The organism is Flavimobilis rhizosphaerae (assembly GCF_014852685.1).
GTDB classification, from domain to species: Bacteria; Actinomycetota; Actinomycetes; order Actinomycetales; family Cellulomonadaceae; genus Flavimobilis; species Flavimobilis rhizosphaerae.
Genome location: NZ_JACZDF010000003.1, coordinates 134,252 through 154,455, shown reverse-complemented (window position 1 = coordinate 154,455; position 20,204 = coordinate 134,252). Strand labels below are relative to the sequence as shown.

Annotated in this window: 21 protein-coding genes and 4 tRNA genes; 15 read left to right on the top strand and 10 right to left on the bottom strand. The window is 72.8% G+C overall.

Going from position 1 to position 20,204, the window contains the following annotated elements; translation table 11 throughout:
• Positions 1 to 10 precede the first annotated feature (10 nt).
• The 8 genes from IGS67_RS06985 (at position 11) to IGS67_RS06950 (ending at position 3,982) form a co-directional block, all read left to right on the top strand.
• On the top strand, positions 11 to 454 hold the full coding sequence (locus IGS67_RS06985) for a roadblock/LC7 domain-containing protein (RefSeq protein ID WP_192279139.1): 444 nt from the start codon (positions 11 to 13) through the stop codon (positions 452 to 454).
• A gap of 15 nt (positions 455 to 469) precedes the next feature.
• Positions 470 to 868: a DUF742 domain-containing protein gene (locus tag IGS67_RS06980; protein WP_192279137.1), complete on the top strand. Its 399-nt coding sequence runs from the start codon at positions 470 to 472 to the stop codon at positions 866 to 868.
• Positions 849 to 1,442: a GTP-binding protein gene (locus IGS67_RS06975; RefSeq protein ID WP_102509650.1), complete on the top strand. Its 594-nt coding sequence runs from the start codon at positions 849 to 851 to the stop codon at positions 1,440 to 1,442. The genes IGS67_RS06980 and IGS67_RS06975 overlap by 20 nt, the downstream gene beginning before the upstream one ends.
• Before the next feature lie 183 nt (positions 1,443 to 1,625).
• Positions 1,626 to 2,069 carry a hypothetical protein gene (locus IGS67_RS06970; RefSeq protein WP_192279135.1) on the top strand — a complete coding sequence of 148 codons (444 nt, stop codon included), beginning with the start codon at positions 1,626 to 1,628 and terminating at the stop codon, positions 2,067 to 2,069.
• A 37-nt stretch (positions 2,070 to 2,106) separates the two neighbouring features.
• Positions 2,107 to 2,192: transfer RNA gene (locus IGS67_RS06965), tRNA-Ser, on the top strand.
• A gap of 170 nt (positions 2,193 to 2,362) precedes the next feature.
• Entirely contained in the window at positions 2,363 to 3,631 is a 1,269-nt protein-coding gene (locus tag IGS67_RS06960; protein WP_192279133.1) for a threonine/serine exporter family protein, read from the top strand.
• A 56-nt stretch (positions 3,632 to 3,687) separates the two neighbouring features.
• Positions 3,688 to 3,776, top strand: a tRNA-Ser gene (locus IGS67_RS06955).
• 130 nt (positions 3,777 to 3,906) lie between these two features.
• Positions 3,907 to 3,982, top strand: a tRNA-Arg gene (locus IGS67_RS06950).
• A 49-nt stretch (positions 3,983 to 4,031) separates the two neighbouring features.
• On the opposite strand, the gene ku is transcribed toward IGS67_RS06950, so the two are convergent.
• Positions 4,032 to 4,835, bottom strand: coding sequence for a non-homologous end joining protein Ku (gene ku, locus IGS67_RS06945; protein ID WP_192279130.1), 804 nt, complete (start codon positions 4,833 to 4,835; stop codon positions 4,032 to 4,034).
• A gap of 44 nt (positions 4,836 to 4,879) precedes the next feature.
• Here ku and ligD point away from each other — a divergent pair, with 44 nt between their 5' ends.
• Entirely contained in the window at positions 4,880 to 7,531 is a 2,652-nt protein-coding gene (gene ligD, locus IGS67_RS06940) for a non-homologous end-joining DNA ligase (protein ID WP_192279128.1), read from the top strand.
• A gap of 24 nt (positions 7,532 to 7,555) precedes the next feature.
• On the opposite strand, the gene IGS67_RS06935 is transcribed toward ligD, so the two are convergent.
• Genes IGS67_RS06935 through IGS67_RS06925 form a run of 3 tightly spaced genes read right to left on the bottom strand, consistent with a single transcriptional unit; the run spans position 7,556 to position 9,470 of the window.
• Entirely contained in the window at positions 7,556 to 7,792 is a 237-nt protein-coding gene (locus IGS67_RS06935; RefSeq protein WP_192279126.1) for a CDGSH iron-sulfur domain-containing protein, read from the bottom strand.
• A complete protein-coding gene (locus IGS67_RS06930) occupies positions 7,789 to 8,844 on the bottom strand; it encodes an iron-containing redox enzyme family protein (RefSeq protein ID WP_192279124.1) in 1,056 nt (351 codons plus the stop codon). The genes IGS67_RS06935 and IGS67_RS06930 overlap by 4 nt, the downstream gene beginning before the upstream one ends.
• A gap of 44 nt (positions 8,845 to 8,888) precedes the next feature.
• Positions 8,889 to 9,470 (bottom strand): hypothetical protein, encoded by a 582-nt coding sequence (locus IGS67_RS06925; protein ID WP_192279122.1) that lies wholly within the window; start codon positions 9,468 to 9,470, stop codon positions 8,889 to 8,891.
• 214 nt (positions 9,471 to 9,684) lie between these two features.
• On the opposite strand from IGS67_RS06925, the gene IGS67_RS06920 reads away from it, so the two are divergent.
• A tRNA-Arg gene (locus IGS67_RS06920) sits at positions 9,685 to 9,757 on the top strand.
• A 42-nt stretch (positions 9,758 to 9,799) separates the two neighbouring features.
• Here IGS67_RS06920 and IGS67_RS06915 read toward each other — a convergent pair.
• Together IGS67_RS06915 and IGS67_RS06910 are read right to left on the bottom strand one after the other, a co-directional pair.
• Positions 9,800 to 10,108 (bottom strand): sulfurtransferase TusA family protein, encoded by a 309-nt coding sequence (locus IGS67_RS06915; protein ID WP_328741899.1) that lies wholly within the window; start codon positions 10,106 to 10,108, stop codon positions 9,800 to 9,802.
• On the bottom strand, positions 10,105 to 10,569 hold the full coding sequence (locus tag IGS67_RS06910) for a hypothetical protein (protein ID WP_192279120.1): 465 nt from the start codon (positions 10,567 to 10,569) through the stop codon (positions 10,105 to 10,107). The genes IGS67_RS06915 and IGS67_RS06910 overlap by 4 nt, the downstream gene beginning before the upstream one ends.
• A gap of 106 nt (positions 10,570 to 10,675) precedes the next feature.
• On the opposite strand from IGS67_RS06910, the gene IGS67_RS06905 reads away from it, so the two are divergent.
• The 5 genes from IGS67_RS06905 (at position 10,676) to IGS67_RS06885 (ending at position 17,057) form a co-directional block, all read left to right on the top strand.
• Positions 10,676 to 12,058 carry a GH1 family beta-glucosidase gene (locus tag IGS67_RS06905; protein WP_192279118.1) on the top strand — a complete coding sequence of 461 codons (1,383 nt, stop codon included), beginning with the start codon at positions 10,676 to 10,678 and terminating at the stop codon, positions 12,056 to 12,058.
• Positions 12,059 to 12,157: 99 nt separating this feature from the next.
• Entirely contained in the window at positions 12,158 to 12,757 is a 600-nt protein-coding gene (locus tag IGS67_RS06900; RefSeq protein ID WP_192279116.1) for a hypothetical protein, read from the top strand.
• 2 nt (positions 12,758 to 12,759) lie between these two features.
• On the top strand, positions 12,760 to 14,292 hold the full coding sequence (locus tag IGS67_RS06895; protein WP_192279113.1) for a hypothetical protein: 1,533 nt from the start codon (positions 12,760 to 12,762) through the stop codon (positions 14,290 to 14,292).
• Positions 14,293 to 14,599: 307 nt separating this feature from the next.
• Positions 14,600 to 16,309 carry an alpha/beta hydrolase gene (locus IGS67_RS06890; RefSeq protein WP_192279110.1) on the top strand — a complete coding sequence of 570 codons (1,710 nt, stop codon included), beginning with the start codon at positions 14,600 to 14,602 and terminating at the stop codon, positions 16,307 to 16,309.
• A gap of 133 nt (positions 16,310 to 16,442) precedes the next feature.
• A complete protein-coding gene (locus IGS67_RS06885; protein ID WP_192279108.1) occupies positions 16,443 to 17,057 on the top strand; it encodes a phosphoribosylanthranilate isomerase in 615 nt (204 codons plus the stop codon).
• A 13-nt stretch (positions 17,058 to 17,070) separates the two neighbouring features.
• Here IGS67_RS06885 and IGS67_RS06880 read toward each other — a convergent pair whose 3' ends face one another.
• The 4 genes from IGS67_RS06880 to IGS67_RS06865 all read right to left on the bottom strand — a co-directional run bounded on the left by IGS67_RS06880 (position 17,071) and on the right by IGS67_RS06865 (position 20,178).
• The gene (locus IGS67_RS06880) at positions 17,071 to 17,730 is read right to left on the bottom strand and encodes a GntR family transcriptional regulator (RefSeq protein ID WP_192279106.1); all 660 of its coding nucleotides are present in this window, start codon (positions 17,728 to 17,730) and stop codon (positions 17,071 to 17,073) included.
• On the bottom strand, positions 17,727 to 18,659 hold the full coding sequence (locus tag IGS67_RS06875) for a cytochrome c biogenesis CcdA family protein (RefSeq protein WP_192279104.1): 933 nt from the start codon (positions 18,657 to 18,659) through the stop codon (positions 17,727 to 17,729). Before IGS67_RS06875 ends, IGS67_RS06880 begins: the two co-directional genes overlap by 4 nt.
• Positions 18,656 to 19,393 carry a DsbA family protein gene (locus tag IGS67_RS06870; protein ID WP_328741892.1) on the bottom strand — a complete coding sequence of 246 codons (738 nt, stop codon included), beginning with the start codon at positions 19,391 to 19,393 and terminating at the stop codon, positions 18,656 to 18,658. Before IGS67_RS06870 ends, IGS67_RS06875 begins: the two co-directional genes overlap by 4 nt.
• Before the next feature lie 65 nt (positions 19,394 to 19,458).
• Positions 19,459 to 20,178: a TetR/AcrR family transcriptional regulator gene (locus IGS67_RS06865; RefSeq protein ID WP_192279102.1), complete on the bottom strand. Its 720-nt coding sequence runs from the start codon at positions 20,176 to 20,178 to the stop codon at positions 19,459 to 19,461.
• Positions 20,179 to 20,204 lie beyond the last annotated feature (26 nt).

Genomic DNA, 20,204 nt, shown 5'->3' with positions numbered 1-20,204 from the left:
AGGAGATCCCGTGACCATCAGCTCCGAGGCAACCAACTTCGGCTGGCTGCTCGACAACTTCGTGAAGACCGTCTCCGGCGTCCGCCACACGCTCGTCGTCTCTGCCGACGGCCTGCTCATGGCGATGTCGGAGGACCTCGACCGGACCTCGGGCGACCAGCTCGCCGCGATCGTCTCGGGCATGTCGAGCCTCACGCGCGGCGCAGCCCGCCAGCTCAACTCCGGCAACGTCCGCCAGTCGATCATCGAGATGGACGACGCGTTCATGTTCCTCATGAACGTCTCCAACGGCTCGGTGCTCGGCGCTGTCGCCGACGCGACGTGCGACGTCGGCCTCATCGGCTACGAGATGGCCCTTCTCGTCTCGCGCACCGAGGCGACGCTCACGCCGCAGCTCATCTCCGAGATGCGCGGTAACCTGCCCGTCAACGGCGCTACGCTGCCGCAGAGCTGATGAGGTGATGACGCCATGAGTAGTTTCGACAACGAGGTGGAGCACTCCACCGTCCGGCCGTATGCCGTGACGGGTGGACGTGTGCGGTCGGCGACGTCCGACCTGCCTCTCGAGGCGCTCGTCGAGGCGACGCCCGCTGCCGTCAACGGGCGTGGATTCACGCCCGAGAAGCGCGAGATCCTCCGGCACGCGGCCACGAACTACGTCTCCGTCGCCGAGCTCTCGGCGCTCGTGCGCCTGCCCATCGGTGTGGTGCGCATCGTCATCTCGGACCTTGCCGACGACGGTTTCCTCACCGTTCACACGTCAGCCCCCGTCAACGTCCACACGGGTCACGGTCAGCCTGGTCACCAGAACCCCGCCCTGTCCCTGAGCGTCCTGGAGAGTGTTCTCAATGGCATTTCCTCCCTCTGAGCCCGGCGCCCAGGCGCACCAGGCCCCCACGGCCGTGAAGATCGTCGTCGCGGGCGGCTTCGCCGTCGGCAAGACGACGTTCATCGGGTCGATCTCCGACATCGAGCCGCTCAACACCGAGGCCGCGATGACCGAGCACTCGGTGGGCGTCGACGACGCGGGCGGCGTGACCGACCGCAAGACGACGACGACCGTCGCGATGGACTTCGGTCGCATCGAGCTCTCGAGCTCGCTCTGGCTGTACCTCTTCGGCACGCCGGGACAGGACCGCTTCCTCTTCATGTGGGACGACCTGGTCCGCGGAGCGATCGGCGCGGTCGTGCTCGTCGACACCGACCGGCTCGAGCAGTGCTTCCCGGCCGTCGACTACTTCGAGTCACGGGGCATCCCGTTCGTCGTCGGCGTCAACTGCTTCGACGGCGTTGCCAAGCACCGCCTCGAGGACGTCCGCGAGGCGCTTCAGGTGCCCGCGCACGTGCCGATGCTCTACACGGACGCCCGCTCGCGTGCTGCGACGAAGCAGACGCTCATCGCGCTCGTCCAGCTCGCGATGGCCCGTCTCCGCGCTGCCTGAGCAGCTCGCCGTCCGCCGGCCCGCGCTCCTCGTCACGAGGGGCGCGGGCCGTCGTCGTCCGCGCGGGTGTCTGCCGTGCCGGCCGGGGTGACCCGAGCCGTGTGCGTCGCGCCGCAGAAGGTGAGGGGCGGTAGATTGGCGACGGTCGCGCGGAGTCGCGCGCCTCGTCGGGAGGTGTGGGTCGTGTACTACGCGGACGGTTCCGCGCTGCGTCTGTCGGTCGTCGGGGACGACTATCCCTTCCTGCCGGGGGAGGACCGAGGTGCCGTCGCGCACGCCGAGGCGTGGCGCGCGTGGCTCGACGAGCACACCAGTGAGGTTGCGGTCACCGAGATGGGACTGAGCGCCGCGAAGAGCGCCGCGATCCCGCTCGGCTGGGAAGCGCGTGACGCGGTCCGGGCGCTCGGCGAACGGCTCACGGTGCTGCGGATCCCGGACCAGGCCTTCCCCGTGGCGGCGATGGTCGGAGGAGTCGTCCCGTCCGTCGACGCCGTCCACCTGGGCGTGGCCGTCGCCGACACGGACATCGACACGTTCCTCACGTACGAGCGCCAGTCCGCGCAGCTGGCGCGCATGTACGGGCTCCTCGTGCTCACCCCGGGCCTGCCCGACCACTGGTGGGCCTGAACTCGGCGGGCCGCGAGGCATGCCAGAATGGACGCAGGGAGGGCTGACAGAGCGGCCTAATGTGACGGTCTTGAAAACCGTTGTGCGCAAGCACCGGGGGTTCGAATCCCTCGCCCTCCGCCAGCGACGGGGTCGCGTCCGCGATGGACGCGACCCCGTCGTCGTCGGGTCTCTCGTCCCACAGGAGCGGCGCGCGAGGGTGCGAGGATTGTGGGGGCGCCGCTGCTCGGACGCCCCGGCGATCCGACCTGCACGCACGGCACCCTTGACCCGAGCAACGTCGAGGAGGGGCTGTGAGCGGGACGACGCAGGAGAACGAGCTCGAGCCGGTCGGGCTCATCCGGCAGTCCGGGGCGATCCTTGCCCTCGGCCGGCTGAGTCTCTCGGGCGGCACGGGCAGCTATCGCGTCAAGGCGACGATGGCACGCGCCGCGAGGGCGCTCGGCATGGACCGGCACGAGGCGCACGTGACGCTCACCGAGATCACCGCGACCTCGCACCGCGGTCCGATCTTCCGGACCGAGGTCACCGAGATGCGCAAGGTGGGCGTCAACGCCGACCGCCTCATGGAGATCGAGCGCTTCGTCTCGGCGCTGCCCGCGGGCGCGACCGTCGAGCAGGTCGAGGACGGTGTCGCGCGCATCCGGGCGAAGGCGACGCTCTACGGGCCGTGGCTCAACGCCCTGTTCGCGGCCGTCGCGTGCGCGGCGTTCGCGTTCCTCAACAACGGCGGGCCCGTCGAGTGCGCGGGCGTGTTCGTGGCCGCCGGCCTCGGCCAGCTGCTGCGGCGCGCCCTCCTGCACCGGGGCATGAACCAGTTCGCGGTGACGATGCTTGCCGCCGCGCTCGCGTCAGCCCTCTACCTCGGGATCATGACGACGCTCCTCGCGACCGGCGCGACGGCCGTCAACCACGAGGCCGCGTACGTCTCCGCGGTGCTGTTCCTCGTGCCTGGCTTCCCCCTCGTCACGGGGGCGCTCGACCTGGCGCGCCTCGACTTCTCCGCGGGCGTCGCCCGGCTCGCGTATGCGCTCATGATCCTCATGTCGGCGGCGCTCGCAGTGTGGGGAGTCTCGGCGCTCGTCGGCGTGACACCCGACCCTGCGGTCGCCCCCGATCTCTCGTTCGCGCTCCTCACGGTGCTGAGGCTCGTCGCGAGCTTCCTCGGTGTTCTCGGATTCGCCCTGATGTTCAACAGTCCGTGGGGCATGGCGCTCACCGCGGCGAGCGTCGGCATGGTGGCGAACGTCGTGCGTCTCACGCTCGTCGGGGAGGGGCTCGCGCCGCAGGCAGGGGCCGCGATCGCGGCACTGCTCGTCGGCGTCGTCGCGGCGTGGGCCGCGCCGCGGATCGACGTCCCACGCGTCACCGTCTACGTGCCGGCCGTCGTCATCATGGTGCCCGGTGCAGCCGCGTACCGGGCGGTGTACCACCTCAACAACGGGGCGACGGTGCAGGCGATGGCGTACGCGGTCGATGCGGGGCTCGTCGTGGTGGCGCTCGCGATCGGGCTCGCGGTGGGCCGGATGCTCACGGACCGGTCCTGGCTCGTCGAGCGCTGACCGCGGTGACGCCCGGTTTGGAGCGTGCCGAGGCCTCCGATAGAGTGTGCTGGCCTGGAGACGTCGCATAGTCAGGTCTAGTGCGCCACCCTGCTAAGGTGGTAACGGGGTAACCCGTTCGAGGGTTCAAATCCCTCCGTCTCCGCTTCCGAAGGGCCCTGGTCAATGACCGGGGCCCTTCGACATCCCCGTGTGGCACGTACCACGCACCGTCGATTTCGCGTCCCGGCCGCCCAGCCGCTATGCTCGACGAGGCCGCTTGCGAGAGCAGCCATGCGCCCGTAGCTCAACGGATAGAGCATCTGACTACGGATCAGAAGGTTGGGGGTTCGAATCCCTCCGGGCGCACCAGATCGAGAGCCACCCCGCGGGGTGGCTCTCGTCGTCTCAGGGGCAGGTCTCAGCTGGCCTTCTTGCGCTTCGACCGCGCGGCCTCGACGCTGCGTCGCAGCGCCTCCATGAGCGGCACGACGTCCGCCGACTCGCCCTCCTCGGTCTCCCCGAACGTCTCGGCGGTGTCGAGCGTCTCGCCCTTGGCGAGCTTGGCCTCGACGAGCTTGCGCAGCTCGACCTGGTAGTCGTCGCTCACCGCGTCCGGGTCGAAGTCCTCGGCGTACGACTCGACGAGCGACTTCGCCATCTCGAGCTCCTTCGCCGAGACGCGCGCGCCCTTGCGGCCCTCGAGATCGCCCGGGTCACGCACCTCGTCAGGCCACAGGAGCGTCTGCACCGTGAGCATGTCACCACGCGCGCGCAGCGCGGCCAGGCGCGTGCGCTGCCGCAGCGCGAACCGCGCGACGGCGGTGCGGTCGGTCGACTCGAGGGCCTTGAGCAGCAGTGCGTACGGCTTGCGGGACGCGGGGTCCGCCTCGAGGAAGTACGTGCGGTCGAGAAGGATCGGGTCGATCTGCTCCGAGGGCACGAAGCTCAGCACCTCGATCTCACGGCTGCGCTCGGACGGCAGCGACCCGAGCTCGTCGCGCGTGAGGACGACGGTGCGCTCGCCGTCGTCGTACGCCTTGTCGATGTGGTCGTAGTCGACGACCTCGCCGCACACCTCGCAGCGACGCTGGTAGCGGATACGTCCGCCGTCGGCGTCGTGCACCTGGTGGAGCGGGACGTCGTGCTCCTCGGTCGCGCTGAAGACGCGCACGGGCACGCTCACGAGCCCGAACGAGATGGTGCCCTTCCAGATCGCCCTCATGCCTCCAGTGTGCGCCAGGTCACACCAGGGCGCAGCATGGGTGGATGGCAGGCACGCAGACGAAGGTCGGCCGACGCACCCTCCGGCTCACCAACCTCGACAAGGTCCTCTACCCCGCGACGGGCACGACGAAGGGCGAGGTCATCGACTACCTCGTCGCCGTCGCGCCCGTCCTCCTCCCGCACGCCGTCGACCGTCCCGTGACGCTCAAGCGCTGGGTGCACGGCGTCGGCACGGCCGACGAGCCGGGCGAGGTGTTCTTCCAGAAGAACGTGCCCGACGGCACGCCCGACTGGGTGCCGACGCACGACCTCGTCCACCGGAGCCGCACGACGACGTACCCCGTCCTCGACGCGGCCGATGGCACCGCGATGCTCGCATGGTTCGGCCAGCTCGCCGCGCTCGAGCTCCACGTCCCGCAGTGGCGCGTCGCGCTCGACGAGGGGGAGGGCCGCGACGTCGTCCACCACCCCGACAGGCTCGTCCTCGACCTTGACCCCGGCCCGGGCGCCGGCCTGCCCGAGTGCGTCGTCGTCGCGCGCGCGTGCCGCGAGATCGTCGAGGGCATGGGGTTGACGATCCTGCCTGTGACGAGCGGGTCCAAGGGCATCCACCTGTATGCGGGGCTCGACGGCACCGCCTCGTCGGACCAGGTCTCGCAGATCGCGCACGAGCTCGCGCGGACGCTCGAGCAGGAGATGCCGAAGCTCGTCGTGAGCACGCAGAGCAAGGCGGAGCGCGCCGGCAAGGTGCTGCTCGACTGGAGCCAGAACAGCGGCGCGAAGACGACGGTCGCCCCGTACTCGCTGCGCGGCCGCCAACAGCCCACGGTCGCCGCGCCGCGCTCGTGGGACGAGCTCGACGACGACCTCGCGCACCTCACGCCGGCCGACGTGCTGCGACGTGTCGAGGAGATGGGCGACCTGCTCGCGCCGCTCGCGCCGCGTGCCGCGGCGCGCCCCTCTCGCTCACGCCGCGGCAAGGGCGCGTCCCGCGCGGAGGTCTCGGACGATGACGCACCCGCGGGCGACGGGCCGTCGCGTGCGGGCGGCACGCGGGTCGGTGGAGAGCCCGCGGACGCGCGGCCGCCGTCGGGCACCGCGGACCGCCTCGCGACGTACCGGGCCAAGCGCGACCCGGCCCGGACGCCCGAGCCCTACCCGGACGCGTCCGCGGCAGGTCCGGGCGGCCGGCCCGTGGCGAGAGACGAGCCCGCGGCCGGGGACGCGACGGCCGACGCTCGCCCGACGTTCGTCATCCAGGACCATCGCGCGCGCCGCCGCCACCACGACTTCCGACTCGAGCACGACGGCGTGCTGCTCAGCTGGGCGCTGCCCCGCCTCACGCCCGCCGACCCCGCGCGCAACCACCTGGCCGTGCGGACCGAGGACCATCCGCTCGACTACGGCTCGTTCGAGGGAACGATCCCGCGCGGGGAGTACGGCGCGGGCGAGGTGCGCATCTGGGACGCGGGCACGTACGTCGCCGAGAAGCTGCGCGACGACGAGGTCATCGTCGAGCTCACCGGCCGACCGGACGGCGGGCTCGCCACGGACGGCGGACCGCAGCCGCCCGTCGTCGCGCTCATCCGCACAGACGGCGACACGTGGCTCGCCCACCGCATCGATCCGGCTCGACGCCGTCGCGGCCCGCGGCGTCGGCCCGCCCCCACCGGCAGGTCCCCCGCAGCGGCGGGCCACGCCGCCGCGGGCGGCGCCGTAGCCGCCCATGACGGACCGAGGCCGTCGCTCACGGATCTGCGCCCCATGCTCGCGAGCCCGACGACGCGGGCCGAACAACGCCGCCTGGCGCGCGAGGTCGTGCCCGGCGGTCCGTGGGCCGTCGAGATGAAGTGGGATGGCATGCGCGTCCTGTGCGCCACGAGCCCGGACACGGACCGAATCGAGGTCCGCACCCGGTCCGGCGCGGACGTCACCGCGTCGTTCCCCGAGCTCCGCGCGCTCCTCGAGGCCGTGCCCGTCCCCGCGGTCCTTGACGCCGAGGTCGTCGCGCTCGGCCCCACGGGCGCGCCCGACTTCGGCCTGCTCCAGAGCCGCCTCGGGCTCGACGACGCGCCCTCGGCCAGTGCCGTGCCGGTGGGCCTCCTCGTCTTCGACGTGCTCGAGGCGTCGGGCAGCGACCTCACGGGACTCCCGTACGACGCGCGCCGGGAGGCGCTCACGACCGTGCTCACGCCGACGGGCGGGATCGCGATCTCCGAGGTCGTCGACCTGCCGTGGGACGAAGCCCTCGCGACGTCGCGCGAGCTCGGCCTCGAGGGGCTCGTGCTCAAGCGCCGCACCTCGACCTACCAGGCTGGGCGGCGCTCGCGGGACTGGCGGAAGGTCAAGCACGTCGAGCACGCCGACGTGCTCGTCGTCGGCTGGTCGCCGGGCGAGGGCGACCGCGCCTCGACGCTCGGCTCGCTGCTGCTCGCGGAGCGCGACGGCGACGGACTGCGGTACGTCGGTCGCGTCGGTACGGGCTTCCGTGACGCGGCGCTCACGCGCCTCGCCACGACGCTCGCGGCCGACGAGGCGGGCGCGCCGCTGCTCGGCGACGTGCCCGCCGACGTCGCGCGAGACGCGCGGTGGGTCGCCCATCCGCTCGCGGCCGAGGTCGAGCATGCGGGCCGCACACGCACGGGCAGCCTGCGCCACCCGGTGTGGCGGGGCCTGCGCCCTGATCTCGGCTGACACCGCGAGGTGGACGGCACCGCGTCAGTCGTCGACGGTGGTGTCCGAGACCTCGATCCCGTCGGACGTCGTGAACCCGTTGACCTTGTGGGTGCCGTCGCAGAACGGCTTGATCGCCGAGCCGCCGCAGCGGCACAGGGCGACAGTGGGACGGTTGCGGGCGACGGTCCGACCGTCGCTCGTGACGATGTGCGCTGCACCGCGCACGAGGATGGGCCCGTCGGGGCACAGGGTCATCTCGACGCCGTCGCGCGCGCTCATGCGGCCACCTCCCGCAGCGAGGACGTGCCCGCGTCGAACGCGGCGAGGTGGCGCGCGGCGGCCAGATCGTCGAGAAGGAGGCACGCGCCGGCGCCGAAGAGGACGTCACCCAGGAGGTGCGGCTCCGCCTCGACGAGCCCGCCCGCGAGGTCGCGGCCCGCGATCTGCTCGTGGACGGCGTCGGCCTCGACGTGCTCGTCGAAGTACCCGGTCGCGTCTTCGCCGAGGCCCAGGCGTCGCATGCCGTCGGCGTACTGCCGGCTCGGGATCGACGACGTCATCTCGAACGCGGCGAGGTGCCCGGTGATCGCGCCGCGCAGGCGCCGGTTGAGACCCGCGAGCGACATGAACGTCGACGTCGCGAGCGTCACCGCGGGCACGGCGTCGACGTACGCGCCGTAGTGGTCGTCGAGGTCGAGCGCCCGCAGGGTCCTGCGGAACAGCTCGGAGTGCATCGACGCGAGGTGCCCGCCGCCGTACTCGTCCGCCTGGATCTCGACCGCCGCCGCCTTGGCCCGACCCGTGAGGCGCGGGATCGCCCACGTGTGCGGGTCCGCCTCCTTGAGCTGGTAGACCGACTTGTGGACGAGCACCTCGCGGAGCTGGGCGAGGGACGCCTTCCGGGCGACGAACCGCGCGAGGCTCGGCCCGCCGCTGCTCGCCGTCATCCCGAAGAGGACGCGTGCGACGTCGTCCGCCGTCGTCGCGACGACGTCCGGCACGGTGACGCGCCCGCGCAGGTGCGCCTCGAACGCGTCCTCGAGGTCGCGGCGCAGCGCGATCGCCGACACGTCCCACTCCCACGCGTCGTCGACGTCCTCGAGGCCGCGGTAGTGCAGCTCCTGCAGGCAGAAGAGCGTGAGCTGGACGTCCTCGTCCGCGACGAGGTCGCTCGTCGGGTCGATCCCTGCCGCGGACGGCAGCACCGCCGTTCCCGGCCCGCCAGCCGCGAGCGTTCCGAGGACCTGCTCGCTCAGCGGACCCCGTGCCGCAGGCAGGGGCAGCCGAGAGCCTGCAGCAGGACGCTGGATCGACAACGTGGCAGACGACATTCGGGGACTCCTAGCGGGTGGCGGGGACGGACGGGACGACGTGGTCACGGGACGGAGTCAGGCTCCTCGACGCTGACGAGCAGCCCGAGCGGCCGGTCCTCACCGGCGGTAGGAGGTGGCGGAGGGCCGAGCCGCGAGGAGAGGTGCCCGCCGAGGAAACCCCCGGCCATGAGCGCGCCCAAACCCGCCCACGAGAGCAGACGCGCAGGCTGGTCACCCGCGCGCGAGCGGACGAGGGCGGTGGCGCCGAGGGTCCCGGCCACCACGTTCGACGCGACATGGACGGCGGCCACGCGCCGGCGAGCGTGGTCAAGGCGGCCCACGTCGGCCACGCCCGCAAGTCCCACGACGGGCGCCGACAGGAGCGCGAACCGCAGGAGGGTTCGTGCCGCCGGCCCGTGCCCGTCGCGGGAGAGCAGTGCGCTCGACATCCACGCGCCGACCGGCGCCATGGCGAGCGCGGCGTGGACCGGATGTCCGAGCGGCCTTCCCTGCAGGATGTCGCGCGCCGGTCTGGCGGCCGTGACGGCGGCGCTCGCGCGGCGCAGGACGTCGGCTGCCCCGTCAAGACCGCGGGCGTCCTCGAGGCGACGCAGGCCCCGCAGGATCAACGTGCTGTCTGTCATGGCTCTCTCCTCATCCTCGGTGGCCCCGCGTCCCCGGAGGCTCCGGGAGGCGACGGGATCTGGCGTGCGTGAAGAGCTGACTGTCGTCGACGGCGAGAAGTTGCCGAGATCTCACTATGGGCCGACCTCGGGGGAGCGGCAACAGATGGGAGGGTGGCGGCACCGGGGCGTCGGAGCAGGTATGCTCTTCGAGGTCTTCCGCGAGGTCGACCACGCGCCCGTAGCTCAACGGATAGAGCATCTGACTACGGATCAGAAGGTTGGGGGTTCGAATCCCTCCGGGCGCACCGCATGACGAGAGCCACCCCGCGGGGTGGCTCTCGTCGTCTTCAGGCCCGGTGCCAGGGCCTGTCCGGATCTGTCGGCGTCGGAGCGGCCGCGACCTCGATCGCGTAGGTCGGGCGCTCGGCAAGATCGACGAGTCCGAGGTAGACGTGCCCCGTGAGGCGGCACCACGCGGGCAGGTCGATCGGCGCGACCGGGTCCGTCGAGGTGAGGTGGACGACGGTCCCGGGCTCGAGGGTCGCGACGTGCCGGCGCAGGTGGATGAGCAGGCGCGCGCAGCCGAGATCGCCGCCGTCGACGTGCCAGATGCCGTCGTCGCCGAGCTCCGCGGCGACCGTCGGGGGCAGTGTCACGGGACCGTCGGCCCCGTGGCAGGCTCGACGCCGCGCAGCGGCGCCCACGCCCACGGCAGGAGCCGCACGACGACGCCGACGACGATGACGAGGCTGAGCGCCCCCAGCCCGAGGAGGAACAGCGGCCACTCCGCGCCGCGGAAGAACATCACGAGCGCGAGGATGATCGCGACGGGGAGCGACGCGACCGTCGCGAGCTCGGCGGGTGTCGGGCGACCCGTCCGTGCGCGGGCGAGCCCGCGGACGACCGGCGTGAGGACGAGGCCGACGACGGCCCCCGAAGCGACGCCCGCGAGCGTGCCGAAGATCGCGGTGAGCGGCGCGTACTCGAGCGTGCCCCACGAGGCGGCGATGCCCATGAGCAGGCCGGTGAGCGTGCCGACGAGGACGCCGAGTGCGACCGAGCGGGCGACGATGCTCCCGTGCGGACCGTCGTAGCCGGGGCGGGTCGTGTCGGTCATGGCCCGACCCTACCGGTGGGTGGGGTGGGCGGAGGGAAGGGGGTCGCTCACGACCTCGATTCGTGACACCATGTGGGAGCGTTTCCACGACGGCGAAGGAGCCCCCATGCACGTGCCCGACGACTTCGTCCTCGGAGCGGCCACCGCCGCCTACCAGATCGAGGGCGCGGCCACCGAGGACGGCCGCGGACCCTCCATCTGGGACACCTTCAGCCACGTCCCGGGGACGATCCTCGACGACGACACCGGCGACACGGCCGCGGACCACTACCACCGCCTCGAGCCCGACCTCGACCTCATGGCGGACCTCGGTCTCGACGCCTACCGCTTCTCGATCTCCTGGCCGCGCGTCCTCCCCCGGGGCCGCGGCCAGGTCAACCGTGCCGGGCTCGACTTCTACTCCCGGCTCGTCGACGGGCTGCTCGAGCGGGGCATCGCGCCCGTCGCAACGCTCTACCACTGGGACCTGCCGCAGGCGCTGCAGGACACCGGCGGCTGGCTCGACCGCAGCACCGCGGCCGTGTTTGCCGACTACGCGCACGTCGTCGGCACCGCCCTCGGCGACCGCGTCGACACGTGGACGACGCTCAACGAACCCTGGTGCTCCGCCTACCTCGGCTACGGCTCCGGCGGGCACGCGCCCGGCCTCACCGGCCGCGAGGATCCGCTCGTCGCCGCCCACCACCTCAGCCTCGCGCACGGCTCCGCGATCGCCGCACTCAAGCCCGTCGTGCGCCCGGACGCGAAGTTCTCCGTCACCCTGAACTTCCACGTCTTCACGCCCGACGGCCCCACCGGCCCCGCCGCCGTCGAGAAGGTCGACGCCCTCGCCAACGACACGTTCCTCGTCCCCATGGTCGAGGGGCGGCTCTCCGAGCGGCTCGTCCGCGTCACCGAGGACGTCACCGATTGGGCGTTCGTCCACGACGGTGACCTCGCGACCATCGCGCAGCCGCTCAGCAACCTCGGCGTCAACTACTACTCGTCGAACGCGGTGCGGATGTGGGACGGGCGCGGCGAGCGCGAGCTCGCCGACGGCCACAGGCGCGGCGCGACGTCCGCGTGGCCGGGTGCCGAGGATGTCGACTTCCTCGCCATGCCCGGCCCGCACACCGCGATGGGCTGGAACATCGACCCCGACGCGCTCGGGAGCCTGCTGCGCGGCCTGTCCGTCCGCTACCCGGACCTGCCTCTCGTCATCACCGAGAACGGCGCAGCCTTCGACGACGAGGTCGCGCCCGACGGCGCGATCCACGACGACGCGCGCATCGACTACGTCCGACGCCACCTCGCCGCAGCCCTCGACGCGCGCGCCGACGGCGTCGACCTGCGCGGCTACTTCGTGTGGTCGCTCCTCGACAACTTCGAGTGGCGCTACGGCTACGCCCGCCGCTTCGGCATCGTCCGCGTCGAGTACGACACTCTCGAACGCACGCCGAAAGACTCGGCGCTCTGGTACCGGGACGTCATCGCGACCCGCACCTTCTGACATTCCCTTGGCCGCGAGATAGGGGACGCGCGACCCCTATCTCGCGAGGGTGCTGCGCAAACCCGTCGACGGCGGTCTTCAGGTGCGGGATCATGCGGCATGGCCATCTTTCCTCCCGTCCCGCGTCTGCTCGACGCTGCCCTCCGCGCGGAGACCGTCGTGCGGGTCGAGCGCGTCGATGGCGCCAGTCGCGACGGTCGGGTCCTCGCGCTCGGTCGTCGCTGGGTGCTCCTCGCCCAACTGGCCGACATCGGGCACCCGGACGGGATCACGGCACTCAGGCTCCGCGACATCGACCACGTCACTCCGGCGCCGCTCAGCCAGCGCGCGTCCGCGCACCACGTCAACTGGCCACCTGATGCACCTGCGGTCGACCTCGACAGCACCCGCGCGATGCTCGCGTCATTGCTCACCGCAGACACGCTCGTCGGCATCGAGTGCATCGACGAGCCCGGTCAGCGCTGGTACGGGCTCCCGCACGCGCTGCGCCGACGGCACCTCGACCTCTGGGAACTCTCGCCCCAGTGCACCTGGCATGCGACCGAGTCCAGCTGGCGGCTGAGCAGCCTCGCCGAGGTCGCCATCGGCGACCGCTACGGGACGACGCTCGGATCCCTCGCAGCAGAACCCCCGCTCGCCCCCGCGGACAGCAGGTGGGCCCATGAGACTGACCCGTCGCGTGCCGACGGAGGTGCGTGAGGATGCGACCGGACGACGCAGCACGGACGCGGGACCTCCGGGAGTTCCGGCGTTCCTTCCACGAGCGTTTTGCCTCCGTGCCCGACGACGAGGGCGGCTTCTACGACGCCGTCGACCGACTCCCCGACGTCGCGTATCTCGCCCTGCGCCAGGGTGCGACGCCCGCGCAGGCGGCCCGGCGCCTCAACGACGAGTGGGACGCGCTCGCCGAGTCGGGCGCGTACGCGAGCGACGACGAGCTCGCCAGCTGGCTTGCCGAGCACGGCCCTGCGTCGCATGACGGGTTGATCGCCTGGGTGGATGACGCGGCCGATGATGGCCCCCCGAGCGAGGCCGAGCCGCGACTACGTGTGGTCCGCACGCCGTCGGACGCGGGGCGTACGGCACTGCCCGCGATCCTCGACCTCTGGCCCGGGCTCCTTCACGGCGTCGTCCGGCTCCCGGGCGGGACGGTGCTCGTCACCGAGGTGTGGGCGCAGTGGTCTCAGGGTCCCAGCCGCGTCCTCGGTGACGACGAGAGCACCCTCGAGATGTACGTCGAGCACGTCGAGATGCTCGACCCGGCGCCCTGGCCCACCGACGCCGAAGCGTGGGACCAGGTCGGGCTCGACTGGGCGTTCTACGCGGAGGACAGGTGGGTCGACGTGCTCGGCGGGGCGACCTTCGACTGGTACGTCGAGGCCGATGACATCGAGACGCTCCTGCGGCCACACCTCAGGCCGGCCGACCTGCGACGTGCCGTGGCTGCGGCCCGGGGTCGGCTCGAGGTCGACGAGCTCGTGCCCGCAGGATCGCGTGGGAGGCACGGCCTCGTCGAGATCGTGGCGCGCACCTGTGAACCGACTGACGCTCCGGGCTTCGACCCGGAGAACTACCGTCTCCTCAGGCGTCGGCTGTTCGTCGAGACGTGCCCGCGGCCGACGGGGACGTGCGACCACGCCGGGCGGCGCGTCGTCGTCGCGCGGACCGACGACGAGGTGCGCACGAGGGTCGACGCGCTCCTGCGCGAGGTGGGTGCCACCCCGCGGGCGCGGTGGGTCGACGAGCTCGCCGCACGCTTCGACGTCGTCGTGCCAGGCGTGCCGCTGCGTATCGGCTGGTACGGACCCGAGCGGCCGTCGGACCGGTTCACGTACGCCTCTGCCGCGCCGACGGACAGGCCGATGTGCGGGTCGGTCGACGCCGGGGCCGGGCAGCCCGAGCCGGGCGATGTCCTCCTGCCCGGCGGTCTCGTCCTGCGGACCGACCCGGCGACAGGGGCTGTCCGAGGAGCGTGGCTCCGACGGCGCCCGTGGCGCCGCCGCGCACGTCGGCGGCTGCCGAGTCTGCCCGACGCCGCGTGGAGCATCACCCTCGACAGGGTGGCCGCCGATGCGCCGGGCAGGGCGGTCGCGCGCCGGGGCGACGTGTGGGCCGGCGGACGCGTCGACGACGTCCCCCTCTACCGGGTCGGCGACGACCTGTGGCTTGCGATCGGCTCGTCCGGTGCCCTCGCCGGATGGGTGGTCCGGCGGGGCGGCCGACAGGCGCGCTGACCGCGCTCGTCCCGGGCCGCGAGATAGTGGCCCCGGGCCTTCCCGTCGGGCCCTTCCCGTGGCCCTTGCCCCCGGACGACTCCTAGGTCGTGAGCACCGCTCCACGGTGCTCGCGACCTCGGAGTCGTTGAGAGGTTGGTTCCGTCGGCGAGGAGCAGGTCGAGGGTGCGACGCGCCTCGTCGAGCTTCTCGGCGGCAGCCGTCTTCTGATCGACGGTGCCGCTGTGGCGGAGCTGCTGGATCGCGCCCGACCACCGAGCCGCCGGGGCGCTGCCCCCGGAAGAGCGCGGGCGCTAGTGTCGGTGCCATGAGTGCGCCTCGGTGGGTCGTCACAGGGGCTGCTGCCGTGCGCGCGTGGGCATCCGGGCTCTCGACGACAGGTCTCTGGATCGCGCTCCTCTTCTTCTGCGCCTCGCTCACGCCCTCGCTCATCCCGCGCGTCTGGCTCTACCAGGCGCTCGTCACGGGCGTGTCGGTCGCCGTCGGCTACGCCGTCGGCCGCGCGTGCGTCGGCCTCGTCCGCCTGCTCGGCTTCCGCACGACACCGTCTGAGACCGCCCGACGCCGCTGGCTCCTCGCCCTCGGCATCGTCGCGATCGTCGCCGTCCCGACGATGATGATCCTCGGCGCCCGCTGGCAGGACCGCATCCGCGACCTCATGGGCGCCGAGCCCGGACCCGCCTGGAACGCCCCGACCCAGGCCGTCGTCGCCGTCGTCATCGCGGTGGCTCTCCTCCAGCTCGCGCGCGGGCTCCGCTGGTGCGTCCGCCGCGTCGCACGGTTCGTCGGCCGCTGGGTCCCCGCCCCGACGGCGCGCCTCGTCGGGTTCGTCTTCGTCGCCGTCCTCGCGGTGCTCGTCGTCGACGGCACCGTCGTCCGCGGCGCGCTGTCCGCGCTCAACTCGATCTACGCGAACGTCGACGACGGCACCCGCGAGGGCGTCGTCGCGCCGACGAACCCGCTGCGCTCCGGCTCGCCCGAGTCGGCGCAGTCGTGGGACACGCTCGGGCTCCAGGGCCGCACCTTCGTCGCCGGAGGGTTCGGCGACGACGAGATCGCCGACGTCGCCGCGCGCCGCGGCATCCCCGCGGACGACGTCCGCAGCCCCGTCCGCGCCTACGCCGGCATGTCGTCCGGTGCGACCCTCGACGACGTCGCCGCGAACGTCGTCGCCGAGCTCGACCGCACCGACGCGTGGTCGCGCAGCGTGCTCGCCGTCGTCACGACGACCGGCACCGGATGGGTCGACCCGTCGTTCGCCGACACGTTCGAGCTCATGCACTCCGGCGACACCGCGATCGCCGCCATGCAGTACTCGTACCTGCCGAGCTGGGTGTCGTTCATCGGTGACCGCTCGACACCGCCCGCCGCAGGCCGCGCGCTCTTCGAAGCCGTCTACGACGCATGGTCCGCGCGCCCCGCGGACGACCGGCCGCGCCTCGTGACCTTTGGGCTCTCGCTCGGCAGCTACGGCGGCCAGGGCGCGTTCAGCGGCCTCCAGGACATGGCGACGCGCACCCAGGGCGCCCTGTGGGTCGGCACCCCGGGGTTCACCGACCTGTGGAACGACCTCGCGAAGCACCGCGACGACGGCTCCTCGCAGATCCAGCCCGTCCTCGACCGCGGCCACACCGTCCGCTGGAGCGCGACCCCTGGCGACGCGTCGAACCTCTTCGACCTGCCCGGCGAGTGGACCGACCCGCGCATCGTCTACCTCCAGCACCCCTCCGACGGCGTCACCTGGTGGAACCCCGACCTCGTCCTCGGCAAGCCCGACTGGCTGCGCGAACCCCGAGGCACAGCGGTTCTGCCCGAGATGGAGTGGATCCCGTTCGTGACGTTCTTCCAGGTCACGGGAGACCTCATGGTGGCGGCCGACGTCCCGCCCGGCTACGGGCACTCCTACCACCTCGAGTACGTCGACGCCCTCGCGGCCGTCACCGCCCCTGAGCAGTGGACCGACGCGGACCGCGGCGTGCTGCGCGAGGTCATGGCGCAGCAGCCCGTCGAGTCCTGAGCGCGGCCGCACCTCTCTCGGGGCCCGGGGCCTCGGTTCCGGGACGCCCCTGTGCGTCCTGCGCGTGCGGCGTAGGCTCGAGCGTCATCCGCGCGACCACCCCCGGTCGCGCACGACACCCGGGAGGGACCCCGTGCTCGTGAAGATCTGCGGCCTGTCGACCGCTGCCTCTGCGCACGTCGCCGTCGCCGCCGGTGCCGGCGCCATCGGGGTCGTCATGAGCCCCAGCAGCCCCCGCCACGTCACGCTCGCGCAGGCGCGCGAGGTCGTCGACGCGGCCCGCGCCGTCGACCCCGGCGTGGTGACCGTGCTCGTCACGGCCGAGCTCGCCGTCGCCGACGCGGTCCGCGAGGCCCTCGCAGCCGGGGTCGACGCGGTCCAGCTCCACGGCGCCCGCTACGGACGCGCGGATCTCGCGTCCGTCGCTGCGGCGGGCCTCGTGCCGTGGCGTGCGGTGTCCCTCGCCGACGACCCGACGCCCGTCGTCGGCGCACACGGCGAGGACGTGCTGCTGCTCGACGCGCCCGTGCCCGGCTCGGGGGAGACGTGGGACCTCACGCTGCTCGGCGAGCACCGCCCCGAGGGGCGGTGGCTGCTCGCCGGCGGACTCACGCCGGCTAACGTCGCCGACGCGGTGCGGGCCGTGCGGCCGTGGGGCGTCGACGTGTCGTCCGGGGTCGAGTCGTCGCGGGGCGTCAAGGACGACGGGCTCGTCCGGGCGTTCGTCGAGGCTGCGCTCGCGGCATGAGGCCCCGGCCCGTCTAGCGTCCGACGCTCTCCGGCGCGATCGAGTCGGCCTGGTGGAGGTGCAGCGTGCGCGCGAACTCGACGGGGTCGTCGCGCAGCTGGGTGACGAGCGTGCGGTGCTCCGCGACGATCTGCTCCCACCGTCCGAGGAGGCTCGCGCCGTGAAGGTGAAGCACGTGGCGGTACCTGTCGGCGAGCCGTGACTCGAGCTCGAGGACGAGGGCGTTGTCGCCGACCTCGACGAACGCGCGGTGGAAGCTGATCGTCAGGTCGATGAACCCGTCGAGGTCCTGGGCGCGCAGGACTCTCTCCTGAGCGTCGACCTCCGTCTCGAGCCTCTCGGCGAGCGCAGCCCGCGCCTGCGGCGTCGCGCGCGCGACCATCGACGACTCGAGCATGTGCCGTGCGTCGGCGAGCTCGGCGACCGCGCGGGCGTCGAGCCCGCGGACGAGCGCGCCGCGCTTGGGGTAGACGGTGATCCAGCCGTCGTCCTGCAGGCGGGCCAGCGCCGTGCGGACCGGTGTGCGGCTCACGCCGAGGCCGTCCGCGAGCGAGCTCTCGGCGAGCATCGTGCCGGGTGCGAGGGTGCCGCGGACGATCGCGTCGCGGACGCTCATGAAGGCCCGCTCGGCTGCGGAGAGAGGCTCGTCCGGCACGGGGGCGAGGGTGCTCATGTGTCGACCTCCGCGGTGGCGGACATCGACGTGGGGGCATCGCCGGGCGCCGCAGGGCGGCGCGCACGCGCCGCGTGCACCGCCCAGGCTGCGGCGAGCGCGACGACGGCGACGCCGACGAGCGCGATGTCCGGGATCGCGGACGCGGCGCGCAGCACGGACGCCTCGAGAGCCGCCTGTTCGGCGGCGCCGAGGACGCCCGTGAGCGAGGCGGTGCCCTGCGTGGCGATGAGGAGGACACCGATGCCGATGCCGAGGATCCCGCCGACGAGCTGGGTCCACGTCGTCGTCACGGGGCCGAGGTGCACCGTGCGGGGGCGGACGAGCGCCCGCACCCACGGGGCGCGCGACCACAGCGCCGCGAGGACGAGCAGCGGCGCGACCATGCCGAGCGCGAACACCGCGAGCGTCACACCACCGAGGAGCGGGTCGCCGCCCGTCGCCGCCAGCACGAGGACCGAGCCGAGGACGGGGCCGGCGCACACTCCGGCGAGGCCGTACACGGTGCCGAGGAGGTAGACGGAGGCCGTCGTCGTCCGGTCGGACGTGGCGGTTGCCGTGGGGCGCGCACCGACCTGGGCGCCGATGGACGGCTGTGGGCCGGCTGCGGCCGTGGTGCGCGAGCGCATCCCGGGGAGCGTGAGCGGGATGCCGAGCACCTGGACGATCCCCAGGGCGATGACGAGGCTTGCTGCGGCCGTGACGAGCGTCGTCCGGTGCTGCGCGACGATCGCGCCGAGGCTCCCCGCGAGGACCCCGAGCGGCACGAGCGTCGTGAGGAGCCCGAGGTAGAAGACGCCCGTGCGCGCGAGGAGACGCCCCGGCGACGTGAACGCGTACGCGAAGAACGCGGGCAGGAGCATGGCTGAGCACGGGCTCAGCAGCGTGAGGAGACCTCCGACGAGGGCCCCCGTGAGCCCGATCGTCATGCGCCCGCGGCTGCGAGGGCCTGGTCGAGAACCTCCGTGAACGTCGCCATCGGCTGGGCGCCGGCGAAGGCGGTCCCGTTGACGACGAAGAAGGGCACGCTCTGGACTCCGAGCTGCTGGGCCGTCGTCGTCGACGCGGCCACGGCCGCGTGGAGGTCCTCGCGCGAGAGGTCGGCCTCGAACTTCGCGAGGTCCGGCACGCCTGCGTCCTTCGCGAGCTCGACGAGCCGAGTGCGGGGAAGGTCGGCGTGGCCCTTGTCGGGGGCCGCGGCGAAGACCGTGTCGAGGAACTGCTGGAAGCGTCCCTGCTCGGCGGCAGCGCGCAGGGCGACGGCCGCATCGGTGGACTGCTCGCCGAAGAACGACACGTCGCGGAACTCGATGCGGACCTTGCCGGTGTCGACGTACTTCGTGATGACCTCCGGCAGCGTCTGGGTCGCGACGAGGGCGCAATAGGGGCATCGCATGTCGGCCCACTCGACGAGGACGACGGGGGCGTCGACGTCGCCGATCGCCATGAGGTCGTCCGGGTCGCGACGTTCGACGACGGGCGGCTGGCCCGTGGCCGGCTGCTCGGGTGCCGGGGTGGTCTCCGTGACCGTCGGCGTCGGAGCCGCCGCCGGGGCGTCGGCAGGCGACCGCAGCATCGAGACGACGACGACGGCGAGCACGAGGACGAGCGCGACGGTGGCGCCGACGAGGATGCGCCGCTGACGCACGAGGGAGGGAGTCACCAATCTAGGATACAAGTTGCACCCCAGGGGCGCAGCGCGAGGCGTTGCCGCGGCGGCGCGGTGCGTCAGGGGCTGGGCTCGGCCGGTACCGTAAGCCGCGTGACGACCTCGGGGATCCACGAGGTCGCGAGCTCGACCGCGGTCGTCGGGTGGTCCGTGCCGAGCGACCGGTCCGCGGCCTCGAGGTCGGCCTGGAAGCCCGCCCACAGGAGTCGCACGAACGTCCGGTCCGGGATCGCGAGCCGTCGGCCCAGGCATGCGGTGAGCCGTCGGATCTCGTCGGCGATGGCGTCGAGGAGCAGGTTCTCGCGCGCCTCGTGGGCGGGCGCGAGCGACCTGTCGCGCAGGGCCATGAGTCGCATCTCGCCGTTGACGAGCGCCCAGCGTCGATCGATCGTCAGGGCGTCGAGGAGCTGGGTCGCGACGGACGCGACGGCGCCGACGTCGTCGGTGCCCTCGGGGACGTCGTTCCACGGGCTCGCCTCGATCGCGTCGCGGAGCTCGCTGATCGCGCGACCCTGCTCCCGGGCGGCGAGGGCGTCGATGAGCGCGGACCTGTCGCTGAAGTTCGAGTAGAAGGCGCCGCGGGTGAAGCCGGCGCGCTCGCAGATCGCCTCGATCGACGTCGCGTCGACCCCGACCTCGGCGAAGAGGGTGAGCGCGGCGTCGAGGAGCCGCTCGCGCGTGCGTGCGCGCCGCGGCGACGTTGCGATCGCCTCGGCGAACGTGTCCTCGACAGGGGTGCCGACGCCCTGGTTGTCGCCCACTCCCGCTCCCGTCGTCATCCCCCGAGGATACCTTTCGATACGCC

What these genes read in the sequence shown, in the direction of transcription:
- IGS67_RS06980 (WP_192279137.1), top strand. Translation starts at nt 470, where the DNA reads ATGAGTAGTTTCGACAACGAGGTGGAGCACTCCACCGTCCGGCCGTAT.
- IGS67_RS06975 (WP_102509650.1), top strand. Translation starts at nt 849, where the DNA reads ATGGCATTTCCTCCCTCTGAGCCCGGCGCCCAGGCGCACCAGGCCCCC.
- ku (WP_192279130.1), bottom strand. Translation starts at nt 4,835, where the DNA reads ATGAGGGCGATCTGGAAGGGCACCATCTCGTTCGGGCTCGTGAGCGTG.
- ligD (WP_192279128.1), top strand. Translation starts at nt 4,880, where the DNA reads ATGGCAGGCACGCAGACGAAGGTCGGCCGACGCACCCTCCGGCTCACC.
- IGS67_RS06935 (WP_192279126.1), bottom strand. Translation starts at nt 7,792, where the DNA reads ATGAGCGCGCGCGACGGCGTCGAGATGACCCTGTGCCCCGACGGGCCC.
- IGS67_RS06930 (WP_192279124.1), bottom strand. Translation starts at nt 8,844, where the DNA reads ATGTCGTCTGCCACGTTGTCGATCCAGCGTCCTGCTGCAGGCTCTCGG.
- IGS67_RS06925 (WP_192279122.1), bottom strand. Translation starts at nt 9,470, where the DNA reads ATGACAGACAGCACGTTGATCCTGCGGGGCCTGCGTCGCCTCGAGGAC.
- IGS67_RS06910 (WP_192279120.1), bottom strand. Translation starts at nt 10,569, where the DNA reads ATGACCGACACGACCCGCCCCGGCTACGACGGTCCGCACGGGAGCATC.
- IGS67_RS06905 (WP_192279118.1), top strand. Translation starts at nt 10,676, where the DNA reads ATGCACGTGCCCGACGACTTCGTCCTCGGAGCGGCCACCGCCGCCTAC.
- IGS67_RS06900 (WP_192279116.1), top strand. Translation starts at nt 12,158, where the DNA reads ATGGCCATCTTTCCTCCCGTCCCGCGTCTGCTCGACGCTGCCCTCCGC.
- IGS67_RS06895 (WP_192279113.1), top strand. Translation starts at nt 12,760, where the DNA reads ATGCGACCGGACGACGCAGCACGGACGCGGGACCTCCGGGAGTTCCGG.
- IGS67_RS06890 (WP_192279110.1), top strand. Translation starts at nt 14,600, where the DNA reads ATGAGTGCGCCTCGGTGGGTCGTCACAGGGGCTGCTGCCGTGCGCGCG.
- IGS67_RS06880 (WP_192279106.1), bottom strand. Translation starts at nt 17,730, where the DNA reads ATGAGCACCCTCGCCCCCGTGCCGGACGAGCCTCTCTCCGCAGCCGAG.
- IGS67_RS06875 (WP_192279104.1), bottom strand. Translation starts at nt 18,659, where the DNA reads ATGACGATCGGGCTCACGGGGGCCCTCGTCGGAGGTCTCCTCACGCTG.
- IGS67_RS06865 (WP_192279102.1), bottom strand. Translation starts at nt 20,178, where the DNA reads ATGACGACGGGAGCGGGAGTGGGCGACAACCAGGGCGTCGGCACCCCT.